The sequence below is a fragment of the Rhizobium terrae genome, from assembly GCF_003425685.1.
In the GTDB taxonomy this organism is placed as follows: domain Bacteria; phylum Pseudomonadota; class Alphaproteobacteria; order Rhizobiales; family Rhizobiaceae; genus Neorhizobium; species Neorhizobium terrae.
Window position 1 is genome coordinate 197,623 of the sequence record NZ_QJKM01000010.1, and the last position, 14,664, is coordinate 212,286.

The 14,664-nt window shown below is 61.8% G+C and carries 11 protein-coding genes; 2 read left to right on the forward strand and 9 right to left on the reverse strand.

Translation table 11 applies throughout. The features are described 5' to 3' along the window. Window positions 1–32: 32 nt before the first annotated feature. Both DMO26_RS20100 and DMO26_RS20105 read left to right on the forward strand, forming a co-directional pair. A complete protein-coding gene (locus DMO26_RS20100; protein WP_117193946.1) occupies window positions 33–1,325 on the forward strand; it encodes a DNA polymerase IV in 1,293 nt (430 codons plus the stop codon). A 98-nt stretch (window positions 1,326–1,423) separates the two neighbouring features. Continuing rightward, a complete protein-coding gene (locus DMO26_RS20105) occupies window positions 1,424–2,806 on the forward strand; it encodes a L,D-transpeptidase family protein (RefSeq protein WP_117193947.1) in 1,383 nt (460 codons plus the stop codon). A gap of 75 nt (window positions 2,807–2,881) precedes the next feature. Here DMO26_RS20105 and dnaE read toward each other — a convergent pair whose 3' ends face one another. The 9 genes from dnaE to DMO26_RS20150 form a co-directional block, all read right to left on the reverse strand. After that, the gene (gene dnaE, locus DMO26_RS20110) at window positions 2,882–6,379 is read right to left on the reverse strand and encodes a DNA polymerase III subunit alpha (protein ID WP_117193948.1); all 3,498 of its coding nucleotides are present in this window, start codon (window positions 6,377–6,379) and stop codon (window positions 2,882–2,884) included. Window positions 6,380–7,291: 912 nt separating this feature from the next. Next, a complete protein-coding gene (locus tag DMO26_RS20115) occupies window positions 7,292–7,591 on the reverse strand; it encodes a CcdB family protein (protein WP_117193949.1) in 300 nt (99 codons plus the stop codon). Further along, on the reverse strand, window positions 7,591–7,821 hold the full coding sequence (locus DMO26_RS20120) for a type II toxin-antitoxin system CcdA family antitoxin (protein WP_117193950.1): 231 nt from the start codon (window positions 7,819–7,821) through the stop codon (window positions 7,591–7,593). Before DMO26_RS20120 ends, DMO26_RS20115 begins: the two co-directional genes overlap by 1 nt. Window positions 7,822–7,886: 65 nt before the next feature. Next, entirely contained in the window at window positions 7,887–8,570 is a 684-nt protein-coding gene (locus DMO26_RS20125) for an ABC transporter ATP-binding protein (RefSeq protein ID WP_117193951.1), read from the reverse strand. Between the two features lie 13 nt (window positions 8,571–8,583). After that, a complete protein-coding gene (locus DMO26_RS20130; RefSeq protein WP_117193952.1) occupies window positions 8,584–9,891 on the reverse strand; it encodes a lipoprotein-releasing ABC transporter permease subunit in 1,308 nt (435 codons plus the stop codon). A gap of 107 nt (window positions 9,892–9,998) precedes the next feature. Then, window positions 9,999–11,324, reverse strand: coding sequence for a proline--tRNA ligase (gene proS, locus DMO26_RS20135; protein WP_117193953.1), 1,326 nt, complete (start codon window positions 11,322–11,324; stop codon window positions 9,999–10,001). Window positions 11,325–11,866: 542 nt separating this feature from the next. Further along, window positions 11,867–12,136 carry a DUF1467 family protein gene (locus DMO26_RS20140; RefSeq protein ID WP_117193954.1) on the reverse strand — a complete coding sequence of 90 codons (270 nt, stop codon included), beginning with the start codon at window positions 12,134–12,136 and terminating at the stop codon, window positions 11,867–11,869. A 226-nt stretch (window positions 12,137–12,362) separates the two neighbouring features. Beyond that, a complete protein-coding gene (gene mce / locus DMO26_RS20145; protein ID WP_117193955.1) occupies window positions 12,363–12,767 on the reverse strand; it encodes a methylmalonyl-CoA epimerase in 405 nt (134 codons plus the stop codon). A 223-nt stretch (window positions 12,768–12,990) separates the two neighbouring features. Further along, window positions 12,991–14,658, reverse strand: coding sequence for a ribonuclease J (locus tag DMO26_RS20150; protein ID WP_117193956.1), 1,668 nt, complete (start codon window positions 14,656–14,658; stop codon window positions 12,991–12,993). Window positions 14,659–14,664 lie beyond the last annotated feature (6 nt).

The window sequence follows — 14,664 nt, forward strand, 5'->3', positions numbered from 1 at the left end:
ATTGTTCCGATGTTCAATCTTTGTTCCGGGCGATGACCTCCGTATCCGACAAGACACCCGGCTTCTGTCGCGACTGCCTTGCCGAGCAGAAGGCCGAAACACGCCGGTGCCGTGGATGCGGCAGCCCCCGCCTCGTTTATCACCGCGAACTCTATGACCTGACGCTCGCCCACATCGATTGCGACGCGTTCTACGCGACGATCGAAAAACGCGACAATCCCGAGCTCGCCGACAGGCCGGTGATCATCGGCGGGGGAAAGCGCGGCGTCGTGTCGACTGCCTGCTACATTGCCCGCATCAACGGCGTGCGCTCCGCAATGCCGATGTTCAAGGCGCTCGAACTCTGCCCGGACGCCGTCGTCATCCGGCCCAATATGGAGAAATACGTCGCCGTCGGCCGGCAGGTGCGACAGATGATGATGGATCTGACGCCTCTGGTGCAGCCTCTATCGATCGACGAGGCGTTCCTGGAGCTCGCCGGCACGCAGCGGCTGCATCACGATCCGCCTGCCCGTACCCTGGCCCGGCTCGCAAAACGTGTTCACGACGAACTCGGCATCACCATCTCGGTCGGTCTTTCCTATTGCAAATTCCTCGCCAAGGTCGCCTCCGACCTGCAGAAGCCTCGCGGCTTTTCCGTCATCGGCCGCGAGGAAGCCCTGGAATTCCTCGCGGCGCGGCCCGTCACCACCATCTGGGGCGTCGGCAAGGCCTTCAACGCCACGCTGGAGGCCGACGGCATCCGGACGATCGGCCAGTTGCAGACGATGGAGGAAGGCGATCTGATGCGCCGCTACGGCACGATGGGCCAGCGGCTCTACCGGCTTTCCCGCGGCATCGACGATCGCGACGTGCATCCAAACGAGGCCGCCAAGAGCGTTTCGGCTGAAACCACGTTTTTCGACGATATTTCCCGTTACGACGACCTCGTGCCGATCCTGCGCAGGCTTTCCGAAAAAGTCTCGGCAAGGCTGAAGAAACACGCCATCGCCGGACATACGGTGGTGCTGAAAATGAAGACCGCCGACTTCAAGAGCCGGACCCGCAACAAAAGGCTGGAAGACCCGACGCAGCTCGCCGACCGGATTTTTCGCACCGGGCTTTCGTTGATGGAGCGGGAAACCGACGGCACCAAGTTTCGTCTGCTCGGCATCGGCGTGACCGACCTGAGCGACCCGACGCTTGCCGATCCGCCGGACCTCGTCGACCGCCAGGCGGGCCGGCGGGCGGCGGCGGAGGCGGCCATGGACAAGCTCAGGGACAAGTTCGGCAAGGCGGCGGTCGAAACCGGATATACGTTCGGGGACCGCCGGCGGGATCAATGAAATGTGATCCGTTTTTAACCATCCTTCTTGCCGGCGAAAATCTTCCTTAAACCTAATCCCCTAATATGCGCCTCGTGTATTGCGTATGAGGTCTGTGTATGTTGCGTCCCCTGATGTTCGGATTGGGTTTGTTGTCTGCGACCATGCTGTCGCACGGAGCATTTGCCGAAGGCGGCCATACGCTCCAGATCGTCGTTTCCAAGGACAAGCAGTCGATGGTCGTCTATGACGGCGAGACGGTCGTGACGACGACGAAGGTTTCGACCGGCAAGGCCGGCCATACGACGCCGAGCGGCATCTTCTCGATCCTTCAAAAAGAGAAATATCACGAATCGAACCTCTATTCGAATGCGCCCATGCCCTGGATGCAGCGGCTCACCTGGTCCGGCATCGCGCTTCACGAAGGCGTCGTCCCGAACTATCCGGCCTCGCACGGCTGCATCCGCATGCCCGGCGCTTTTGCAAAATCGCTCTATCAGATGACCGAGCGCGGCGCGCATGTGATCATCACCGAGGCGCCGGTGGCGCCGCAAAGGATCGACAATGCCAACCTCTTCCAGCCGCGCAAGCCGCTGCCGAACGGCCCACTTTTCCCCGATGTCGAACTGCGGACCTCGTCGATCAAGGGGCCGGTTAAACCGGTCGAAGTGGCGATGAACGTCGTTCCGGGCAATCCGGCCGCCGCGCATCCCATCGTCACGCCACCGGCCGCGGCGAACGAAGCCACACCGGCTGAGGCGAATATCGATGCCGCACCGTTGCGCATCCTCATCACCCGCCGCGGGGACCGAGAGACCCTGATGGACGCCCAGACGATCCTGCAGGAACTCGGTTTCGAGACCGGCGGCTCGGATGGTTTTGCGGGGCCGATGACCCGCAGCGCGATCGCGGGTTTCAAGCGCTGGAAGAACCTTTCCCCGAAAGGGTCGCTGCTGACGCCGGAATTCCTGACGGCGCTTTATGAAACCGCCGGCAAACCGCGGCCGCCGGCGGGCCAGATCCTGGTGCGGCAGAGTTTCGAACCGCTCTTCGAGGCGCCGATCGGCATCAGGGACCCGCAAATCGCGCTCGGCACGCATTTCTTCACCGTCGACAAGGTGGATCGCAAGGCCGAGACCGGCGAGTGGCACAGCCTGACGCTGCCGAACAAGCTCTCCGATGCCACGATGACCCGCCTCGGCATCACCATCGCCGACGATGCCGGCGCCCCCGGCGCGGCCGGCCGGACGCTCGACCGGATCGAAATCCCCGCCGATATCCGCGACCGGATCGAAACGATGCTGACCGACGGCAGTTCGCTGACCATCAATGACCAGGGCCTTGGCCCCGAGACGGGCGACGGCACGGATTTCATCACCATCACGCAGCCGGAAGGCCGGGTTGCCCAGGCTATGGCCGACGCCGAGCCGACCATCACCAAGCCACGCCCGGTGCGCCAGACGCGCTCCGAACTCAAGTCCGGCATGATCGGCCTCTATTGACGCCCGCAAGCGCCGGCGACAATGGTGCGAAACAAGGCCCCGCCTCCTCGCCGGACGGGTGCGAACCCCAGCGGATCAGACGAGTTCGACATCGAGAATGCCCGGCGCCGCCTTGAGCGCCGCGGCGATTTCCGGGGAGATGCGGTATTTCTCCGTCAGCTCCACCTCGATCTCGCGCCTGCCGTCGTCCTTGATGACGACGAAGGAAACCAATCCGTCTCCCTTGGCATTGAGATGGCGTGCCACGGTGCGCAAGGGACCGGAATCGCGGACATAGACGCGCAGCGCCTTCTGCATCTGCACCGATTTCTCCTCCAGCGACTGGGCCGTCTGGATACGCAGCCCGATCCCTTCCGGCCGTTCTTCCGCCTGCACGGTGATGACCAGCGACTTGCCGGGCTCCAGCAGGTCCCGGTATTGCGCCAGCCCTTCGGAGAACAGGACGGCCTCGAATTGGCCGGACGAATCGGAGAAGGCGACGATGCCCATCTTGTTGCCGGTGCGCGTCTTGCGCTCCTGCCGGCTCGTCACCGTTCCGGCGAGGCGGCCGGCGGTTGCCCCCTGTTTCACGGCTGCGGAGAAATCCGCAAATGTCTGAACGCGCATCTTGGCGAGAACATTGGCGTAGGAATCCAGCGGATGGGCCGAAAGGTAAAAACCGAGAACCTGATATTCCCGCATCAATTTCTCAGACGGCATCCACGGATTGAACGGCGGGAAGATCAGCGTCTCCGGCCCGGAAGCCGAGGACGAACCGAACATGTCGTGCTGGCCGCTCACCTTCTCTCCCTGGGCGCGCTGGGCATAACCGATGATCCGGTCGAGACCGCCGATCAGTTCGGCGCGGTCGCGGCCGAAGCAATCGAAGGCACCCGCCGAGATCAGGCTTTCCATGACACGGCGGTTGACCTGTTTCGGATCGATCCTCAGGCAGAAATCCTCTATGCTCCGGAACGGCTGGTCGCCACGCACCTCGGTGATGTGATCGACGGCGCTCTCCCCGACCCCCTTGATGGCGGCAAGCGCGTAATAGATCCTGTTCTCGCCCGTCTCGAAATGCCGGTAGGAGGTCTGGACGGAAGGCGGAATGACGGCGATGCCGAGGCGGCCCGCATCCTGACGGAAGTCGTTCAGCTTCTCGCTGTTCGACATATCGTAGGTCATCGAGGCTGCCAGGAACTCGACCGGGTAATGCGCCTTCATATAGGCGGTCTGGTAGGAGACGATCGCGTAGGCCGCGGCATGCGACTTGTTGAAGCCGTAGTTGGCGAACTTGGCGAGAAGGTCGAAGATGTTGTCGGCCTGCGGCTTGGAAACGCCGTTCTTCACCGCGCCGTCGACGAAACGGGCACGCTGCTTGTCCATTTCCTCCTTGATCTTCTTACCCATGGCACGGCGCAGAAGATCGGCTTCGCCGAGCGAATAACCCGACAGGACCTGGGCGATCTGCATGACCTGTTCCTGGTAGACGATGACCCCCTGGGTTTCCTTCAGGAGGTAATCGATCATCGGATGGATCGATTCGATCTCCTCCTCGCCATGTTTGCGGGCGTTGTAGGTGGGGATGTTCTCCATCGGGCCGGGACGGTAGAGCGCCACAAGGGCGATGATGTCCTCGATACAGTCCGGCCGCATGCCGATCAGCGCCTTGCGCATGCCGGCACTTTCCACCTGGAACACGCCGACCGTCTCGCCGCGCGATAGCATCTCGTAGGATTTCTTATCGTCGAGCGGGATTTTCGCCAGATCGATCTCGATGCCGCGCTTGCGGCAGAAATCGACCGCCGTCTTCAGCACCGTCAAGGTCTTCAGCCCGAGGAAGTCGAATTTCACCAGGCCCGCCTGCTCCACCCATTTCATGTTGAACTGGGTGACCGGCATGTCGGAACGCGGATCCCGATACATCGGCACGAGCTTCGACAGCGGCCGGTCGCCGATGACGATGCCGGCGGCGTGGGTCGAAGCGTGGCGGTAGAGGCCCTCGATCTTCTGGGCGATATCGAGGAGGCGCGCGACGACGGGCTCCTTCTCGGCCTCCTCCTGCAGCTTGGGTTCCTCCTCGATCGCCTTCGACAGCGGCGTCGGGTTGGCCGGGTTGTTCGGCACCAGCTTGCAGATCTTGTCGACCTGGCCATAGGGCATTTCCAGCACACGGCCGACATCGCGCAGAGCGGCGCGCGCCTGCAGCGAACCGAAGGTGATGATCTGCGCCACCTGCTCGCGGCCATATTTCTGCTGCACGTAACGGATCACCTCTTCGCGGCGATCCTGGCAGAAGTCGATGTCGAAGTCCGGCATCGACACGCGGTCGGGATTGAGGAAGCGCTCGAACAGCAGCGAAAAGCGCAGCGGATCGACGTCGGTGATGGTCAGCGCGTAAGCGACCAGCGAGCCCGCACCCGAACCGCGTCCCGGACCGACCGGAATGCCCTGAAGCTTCGCCCATTTGATGAAGTCCGAGACGATCAGGAAATAGCCCGGGAACTTCATCTTCTCGATGACGCTGAGCTCGAAATCCAGCCGTTCGCGATAATCCTTCTCCGTATATCCGGCAGTCATGCCGAGCGTGGCGATCCGTTCCTCCAGCCCTTCGACGGACTGGCGGCGAAGTTCGGCGGCCTCGGCGCGTTCGGCCTCGGCCGGATCGTCCGTCGCCCCGGTGAAGCGCGGCAGGATCGGGTTGCGGGTCTTCAGGATGAAGGAGCAGCGGCGGGCGATCTCGACCGTGTTCTCCAGCGCTTCCGGCAGGTCGGCGAAAAGCTTCGCCATGTCCGCACGGCTCTTCAGATAGTGGTCCGGCGTCAGCCGGAAACGACTGTCGTCCGAGACGATGGCATTGTGCGCCACCGCCATCAGAGCATCATGGGCGTCGTAATCCGCCTTGGTCGGGAAAAAGGCCTCGTTCGTCGCGACCAGCGGCAGGTCGTGGTCATAGGCGAGCGAAACGATCTTCTGTTCGTGGCGGCGGTCGTAGGAGCCGTGACGTTGCAGCTCGACATAGAGGCGATCGCCAAAAATCCGCTTGAGCGTAAGCAGTCGCGCCTCGGCCAGCGCGGCATTGCCCTCTTTCATGGCCATGTCGACCGGACCGGTGGAAGCGCCGGTGAGCGCGATGAGACCCTCCGTACCGCCCTCTTCCAGCCAGGAGCGGCGAATGTGAGTCGCCTGATGTCCCTCGCCGCCCAGATAGGCACGGCTGATGAGATCGACGAGCCTTTCATACCCCGCCGCAGTGGCGGCAAGCACGACGACCGCCGGCAGCTTGGCGAGCTGCTGGTGGCTGTTGCGGCGCTCGTCCGACTGGTCTTCCATGTCGATCGAGAGCTGGCAGCCGATGATCGGCTGCAGGCCGTCGTCGATCGCCTTCTGGGCGAATTCAAGCGCGACAAAGAGATTGTTGGTATCGGTGATGGCAATCGCGGGCTGATTGTCCGCGACCGCCTTCGAAAGGATCTTCTTGAGCGGCAATGCGCCTTCAAGAAGCGAATAGGCCGAATGGACGCGCAGATGGACGAATTGAGGGGAGTTCCCCAGCTCTTCCGAACCCGATTTCGCATCCGCCGTATCTGCCATGTCCACGCCATATCCATTTCATGAATCAGGCTATTGTCCGGCGCACGGCCTTGAGAGTCCAGTTCGGATTTTCCTCCTCAACGCCTTTCGGCCGAGGCTGCTCATCACATGGCCATCATGATCATCGAGAGGCTGGCCACGAAGGTGGCGATGGAAGCGAATGCGGCAATGTCACGAATAAGGTCAGTCATCGTCGTCTCCCGTGTTCTCTTATGTTTTTAATTTGTTCTCATTTTGTTTATGAGTCAACAGGAGAACAGACAGGAAACGAACAAGTCGCGATATCCTCGATACGCTGGTAAACGGAAGGTTAAGCCGCCACCGCACGCCCATGCGCATGCGGTAGCGTCCGGGCCTGGAAAACCAGTCCGATCGGAGACATGGATCGGACGGGGCGCTGAAAGCTGCCTTGTAGTTAAGTAATAGGTGACACCTCTCAGCCCCGTTGGTCCTCGGGTTAAACCCGAGGATTTTTATCCGCGACTCCGGTTCCTCTGCGAAGGCCGGACCGAACGGTCCTTTGCCGCCGGTTTCGTCCCCGGACCCGATCCGGGACTCCAGACCAGACATCCGGCGAAACCATCCGGGTCAGCCCTCATGTGTGCCGCACAGGCACGCCCGGCGCGCTCTTTCGGGCATCGGAAGCGAAAGGGCCGGTCCGTAACCGCATCGCTTCTCCCGTGTCGCCGGAGGGAAACCATTTTCCGGGAACCCGATGCCGGAGGCTTTGCGTCCTATCCTCTCGCACCGCGCCGGCCCCGCCTCGCCGCAACGCCTTGCGGTGTATCCGATGCGGGACGGGCACAGTATAGGCAAGGGTCCTGAGGGCGGGGATGAAGGGGGACGAAAATTCGTGTAAGTCTTTGATCGTACAGAGACCGGGAGCAAATTTCGTCCACGGGCGGCGGCTGTTCAAAAACCCTGAAACAGGAAGTCGGTCGCCTTGGTGATGGTATCCGAGTGAGCCTTGAGATCAGTCACGAACGGGCCGAATTCATTGGCCTTCACCGCCGCCATCCTCTGGGTCGCCATCACATAGACGTGCCCATCGATTTCGAAACGCGGGTTCAACCTGTCAATCGACCAAGACATCTCACTTGCCGGAAAGAGCGGGACAACCACACGGGTGGGCAAGGTATCCAGAAGATCGGACTGAAGATCGAGCAGGAGGAAGGGCTCGTCCTTCATCCGGAAGACTTCAAAACGCGCCATCAGAACTGCCGGTACTTGGCGAGCGGCAGGCCGTGTTTTTCGATATATTCGTTTTCCGCCTGGATCGCTTCGGTGTTTTCGATCCGCCAAAGCCGCTCCTTCTCTGCCTTTATGGCGCTGGCAACCCCCTCCTCGGCGGCGCGGCTGATATTGATGTTCAACTCGCGCGCTTCCGACAACAGGCGGGAGTCGAGGGAGAGGTTGGCGGGTTTACGAACGGCTGACGGCATGGGAATTCCTCCACATCATGCGCAAATTATATGCGCATCGGGCAAAACCGCAAGCGAAGCGGCGGCTACATCTCCACGACCTTGCCGCCCTCGATGGTGACGCGGCGGTCCATGCGGGCGGCGAGGTCGTGATTGTGGGTGGCTATGAGGGCGGCGAGACCCGACTGGCGCACCAGAGCTTCCAGCGCATCGAACACATAGGATGCGGTCTTCGGGTCGAGATTGCCGGTCGGCTCGTCGGCGAGAAGCACACGCGGCGCATTGGCGACGGCGCGGGCGATCGCCACACGCTGCTGTTCGCCGCCGGAAAGCTCGGACGGGCGGTGTTCGGCGCGATGGCCGATGCGCATGTAGTCCAGAAGCTGCCCCGCCCGCTCCTTCGCTTCCGCTTTGGAAAGGCCGGCAATGAGCTGCGGCATCATGATGTTCTCAATCGCCGAGAATTCCGGAAGCAGATGGTGGAACTGATAGACGAAACCGATCTCCGCGCGGCGGATCGCGGTGCGCTCGCCATCGGCAAGGCCGTTGCAGGCGCGGCCGTCGACAAACACTTCGCCGCCATCGGGATGTTCGAGCAGGCCGGCGAGATGCAGCAGCGTCGACTTGCCGGTTCCCGAGGGGGCGACCAGCGCGACGATCTCGCCGGTCTTCAGCTCGAAATCCACTCCCTTCAGGATCGAAAGCGTGGTCTCGCCCTGGCCGTAGTGACGTTCGACGCCCGAGAGCTGCAAGACAGTTTTGCGTGCCATGAAGGATTTGGACCTATTCGTATCGGAGGGCCTGGACGGGGTCGAGCCTGGAGGCCCGCCAGGCCGGCAGGATGGTCGCGATGAAGGAGAGCACCAGCGCCATGAGGACGACGGACAGCGTTTCGCCAAAGCTCATCTCGGCCGGCAGCTGGCTCAGGAAATAGAGTTCCGGGTCGAAGAGGACGGTACCCGAGACCCACGAGAAAAACTGGCGGATCGATTCGATGTTGAGACAGACGACCACGCCCAGCACCACACCGGCAAACGTTCCGACGATGCCGATCGCAGCACCCGTCATGAAGAAGATGCGCATGATCGCGCCCGCCCCCGCGCCCATGGTGCGCAGGATGGCGATATCGCTGCCCTTGTCCTTCACCAGCATGATGAGGCCGGAAATGATGTTGAGGGCGGCCACCAGCACGATCAGCGTCAGGATCATGAACATGACGTTGCGCTCCACCTGGAGGGCGGAGAAGAAGGTCTGGTTGCGCTGGCGCCAGTCGGTGATGAAGATCTGCCTTCCGGCGGCGGCTTCCACCAGCGGACGCAGGCCGTCGACGTTGTCCGGGTTGTCGATGAAGAGCTCGATCGACTGGACGAGGCCATCGGCATTGAAATAGAGCTGCGATTCCTCGAGCGGCATGTAGATGATCGTCGCATCATATTCCGACATGCCGATCTCGAATATGCCCGATACCGGATAGGACTTGACGCGCGGGTTGACCCCCATGGGGGTCACGTCGCCTTCCGGGGAGATGAGGGTGATCTGGTCGCCGGCATTGAGGCCGAGCTGGGCTGCAAGCCGCGAACCGACCAGCACGCCCTGGCCCGACGCAAAGCCGACCATATCTCCGAACTTGATGTTGCCGGCGACCTCGGTGAGCTTTTCGAGATCCTCCGGGCGGACACCGCGGACGAGCGCCCCGGAACCCGCCCCGCCCCGGCCTGAGGCAAGCGTCTGGCCTTCCACCAGCGGCAGCGCCATCCTGACCCCCGGCACGGCGGAAAATTTCTGGGTGAGCTCGGCATAATCGGTGAAGGGGCCATCGATCGGCTGGACGATCATATGGCCGTTGATGCCGAGGATGCGCGAGATGAGTTCGGTGCGGAAACCGTTCATGACCGCCATGACGATGATCAGCGTCGCCACGCCCAGCATGATGCCGACGAAGGAGAAACCGGCGATGACGGAAATGAAGGCTTCCTTGCGGCGGGAGCGCAGGTAACGCCAAGCCACCATCCGTTCGAAAGCCGAAAAAGGCCCGGCCGAGGGAGAGCGCCCCGCCTTTTCCGCCTCACCATTCGCCGCGACGCTTGCCATGCCGTCTCCTCAAGCCTGCCTATCTCTGTCTGTCGCAATTCCGGACGAAAAGCCTGGTCCTTTTCCCGGAAATGCTCCACGCATATCCGACCCGGCAGCCTGCCGGATCAGCGCCCGGCAAGCTTGTTCATGGCCGCCTCGACGGTCAGCGTTTCGCGCTCGCCCGTCCTGCGGTCCTTGACCTCCACTTCGCCGGCTGCGGCGGAGCGGGGGCCGACGATCACCTGGAAGGGCACGCCGATGAGATCGGCGGTCGCGAACTTCGTGCCGGCGCGCTCATCCGTATCGTCGTAGAGCACGTCCCTGCCGATCGTCGTGAAGCCGCCGTAGAGCGTCTCCGAAATCCGGTCGCAGGACTCGTCACCGGGCTTCATATTGATGACCACGACGTCGAAGGGCGCGACGGAGGCCGGCCAGATGATTCCGTTCTCATCATGCGATGCTTCGATGATGGCGGGAACAAGGCGGGTCGGGCCGATGCCGTAGGACCCCATGTGGACAAGGTGTTCCTTGCCGTCCGGCCCCTGCACCTTGGCGCCCATCGGCTCGGAATATTTGGTGCCGAAATAGAAGATGTGGCCGACTTCGATGCCGCGGGCCGAGAGACGATCCTCTTCCGGAATGGCGTTGAAGGCTTCCTCGTCATGCATTTCCGAGGTCGCGGCATAGACCGAGGTCCATTTGTCGAAGATCGCCTGCAGCGCCTCGACGTCGTCGAAATTGGTGTCGACGCCGGGAATGTCGAAATTCACGAAATCCTTGTGGGAAAAGACTTCCGACTCGCCGGTCTCGGCCAGGATGATGAATTCGTGGGACAGGTTGCCGCCGATCGGGCCGGTATCGGCGCGCATCGGAATGGCCCGCAGGCCAAGCCTGGAGAAGGTGCGCAGATAGGCGGTGAACATCCTGCGATAGGCGTGCTCGGCGCCCTCCTTCGTCAGGTCGAAGGAATAGGCGTCCTTCATCAGGAATTCGCGCGAGCGCATGGTGCCGAAGCGCGGACGGATCTCGTCGCGGAACTTCAGCTGGATGTGATAGAGATTGAGCGGCAGGTTCTTGTAGGATTTGACGTAGGACCGGAAAATGTCGGTGATCATCTCCTCGTTGGTGGGGCCGTAGAGCATCGGCCGGTCCTGCCGGTCCTTGATGCGCAGCATTTCCTTGCCATAGGCGTCGTAACGGCCGCTTTCCTGCCATAGCTCGGCGGATTGCAGGGTCGGCATGATGAGCTCGATCGCGCCCGACCGGTTCTGCTCCTCGCGGATGATCGCGTTGACCTTGTCGAGCACCCGCTTGCCGAGCGGCAGCCAGGAATAAATGCCCTGGCTCTGCTGGCGGATCATGCCGGCACGCAGCATCAGCCGGTGCGAGACGATTTCCGCCTCCTTGGGGTTTTCCTTTAGGATAGGCATAAAATAGCGGGAAAGGCGCATCGAGATTTCCGAGGTTGCCGGGCCGGTCCCTGGAACGACGGGAATCGGCCATTTCTTGAACGATATGGCCTGGGTACATAGCCGTTCCGGGCTTTGATGGGAACCCGCTCCCACAGGAATCGCACTGGGAACCGCGATTCAGCCGGCAACGACAAATCGGCAAAAAGCGGGGATTTCGTGGCAAACGTGCGACATTTATGTCAACTGAAAAATTTTATCGAACTGTGTCAAAAATACAAAAAAACTGGGTGACAAAGCCCATCTGTTGGGCTACGGTCAGCTCACAAAACAGGCAAGGAGTTCAAATTCTTGCCATTTCGCGGTCAAGTCTTGGGAGGATCAGATCTTAGGCGCGCTCGTTCGCTGCCCCGGCAACGGTTAAGGATCACGCGATACTAAAAACAAGGCCTAACCGCCTTGTTTTTTTTTGCTTTCTCGACGGCATACAGCTCTCAAGGCGGCTGCCCGCCTTCCCGATCAGGCCATTCGCTTCCGGCGCTCCTATGCCCTCGAATGATGACAGGCAGATGACATTTCCGCGTCTATTCGAAGCTCGGAACGATATTGGGAATGTCGGCGATGCCGAAGCCCAGATAACTCGACATAAAATGGTAAGCTGCGTAAAGCACGGCGGAGATCACGGTCGTCATGAGAACCACGCGGCCGCCCCGAAACTTCGTCGGCGCGCTTTCCACCGTGCCGTTCGTCACCTCCCCATCATCCTGCTGGCTGCGATAACCGAGCGGCAGCACGATGAAGAGCACGGTCCACCAGATGATGAAATAGATGGCGGCGACCGTCAGCAGCGACATGGATTGGTTTCCGGTTTCGTCAGAGAGCGGCCTTATAGGCCGAAAGGCGGCAAAGCTCAAACCGCCCGATGCGGACGCGATGCCGCACCTTGCGAAAGTGATTCCGGAAGGTGGGGTAAGGCATTGAGGTTGTTTGTATTAAGGGTGCGGCAGTTGGCGCGGCTTATTACCTTGAACGTCAGTTGTGCCGGAGCGTGGGCAGATTCTCCTTGGAACTACCCCGGCCTCAGACCTGCTCAAGCTCGACCAGCGTACCGTTGAAATCCTTGGGATGCAGGAAGAGAACGGGCTTTCCATGCGCACCGGTTTTGGGATTGCCGTCCCCGAGCACGCGAGCACCGGCGGCCCTGAGGCTGTCGCGGGCGACGATGATATCGTCCACCTCGTAGCAGATGTGATGCATCCCGCCGAAAGGACTTTTCTCCAGGAAGGCGGCAATCGGCGAGTTCTCGCCCAAAGGTTCGAGCAGTTCCACCTTGGTGTTGGGAAGTTCAACGAACACCACCGTCACGCCGTGCTCCGGGAGTGCCTGCGCCTGGGAAACACGGGCGCCGAGCGTATCGCGATAGATCGCGGTGGCGGCGGCCAGATCCGGCACGGCGATGGCGATGTGATTGACGCGTCCGAGCATGTGTCCTCCTTTGGGAACTGTAACCATTCCCGCCCCCTCACCTGAAAAATCTAGCATTTAGCCTCCGGCTAAGATGCTGATTTTTCGTCCTCTCCCGCAAGGGGGTAGGCTGGGACAGCGCCTGCGCTCCTATCTCTCCCCCTGCGGGAGAGAAAGCGGTTTCTAACACTTAGCCAAAGGCTAAGTGTTAGAAACCGCAAGTGAGGGGGCCGCCCCTCGCTCCTCACACCCGCGTCACGAACACCGTCACCACCGGCTTTTTGCCCCAAGCCTCGTTGGCGGCGGCGCGGACGGCGCGGCGGATCGCTTCGCGGACCATGTCGAGATCCTTGCGGCGTGCGCGCGGAATGCTTTCGACGGCGCCGAGCACCGCATCATAAAGGGTATCCTCCATGTCCTCGCCCTCATCGTCGAATTCCGGCAGGCCGAAGGCGACGAGGTCCGGATCCGTCACGAAGTCATAGCGGTTGTCGAGCAGCACGTTGACGGCGACATGTCCGACATAGGCGAGCTTGCGGCGATCGCCGATGCCCATTTCCTCGAAATCGCCGATCAGCTTGCCGTCCTTGAAGATGCGGCCATGGGGCGCCGCGTCGATGACTTCCGCCGGACCGGGCGCCAGGCGCAGCATGTCGCCGTTGCGGACGCGCGGAATGGTCTTGATGCCGGCGGATGCGCCGAGCTCCGCCTGCGCCGTCAGATGCGCCGCCTCGCCGTGCACCGGCACGAGGATCTGCGGCCGGGTCCACTCATACATCTTGAGAAGCTCGTTGCGGCGCGGATGGCCGGAGACGTGCACCAGCGCGTCGCCATCGCTCACCACCTTGACGCCCTGCTCGATCAGGCCGTTCTTGATCTCGAGGATCGCCTTTTCGTTGCCAGGAATGGTGCGCGAGGAGAAGACAACCGTATCGCCCGAGGTCAGTGCCACATTGCGCATCTCGTCGCGGGCGATCTTGGCAAGCGCGGCGCGCGGCTCGCCCTGGCTGCCGGTAAGGATGACGACGATCTTGTCGCGCGGGATATAGCCGTATTCGTCCTCGGCGATGAAGGGTTTCAGGCCTTCCATGATGCCGATATCACGGGCGACGTCGACGACGCGCTTCAGCGACGAACCGAGGAGCAGTACTTCGCGGCCGGCGGCTTCGGCGGCCTGAGCGATGGAGCGGATGCGGCCGACATTGGACGAAAACGTGGTGATCGCCACCCTGCCCTCGGCGGCCTCGATGATCTGGCGCAGGCCTTCCGACACTTCCTCCTCGGAGGGCGAAACACCCTCGCGCATGGAATTGGTCGAGTCGCACATCAGCGCCAGCACGCCCTCGTCGCCGAGCTTGCGGAAGCGCGTCTCGTCGGTGAGCGGGCCGAGCGACGGCGCATGATCGATCTTCCAGTCGCCGGTATGGACCACGTTGCCGAGCGGCGTGCGGATGACCAGCGACATGGGCTCGGGGATGGAGTGGTTGACGCCGACGGCCTCGATCTCGAACGGACCCACATTGATCCTGTCGCCGGCCTTGAAGATCGTCACCGGGATCTCGGCGCGCGAGCCTTCGTAATCGCGCTTCGCCTCCAGCATGCCGGCGGTGAAGGGCGACGCATAGACCGGCACGTTGAGGCCGGGCCACAGGTCGTTCATCGCACCGTAATGATCCTCATGGGCGTGGGTGATGATCATCGCCTTGAGGTTGTTGCGCTGGTTCGCGAGATAGCGGATATCCGGCAGCACGAGATCGACGCCCGGCAGCTCCGGCCCCGGGAAGGTGACGCCGCAATCGACCATGATCCACTGGCGCTTCTCCGGCGTTCCGTAGCCGTAGAGGGCGAGGTTCATGCCGATCTCGCCCACGCCGCCGAGCGGCAGAAACACCAGTTCTTCTTGGTTGGCCATATCTTT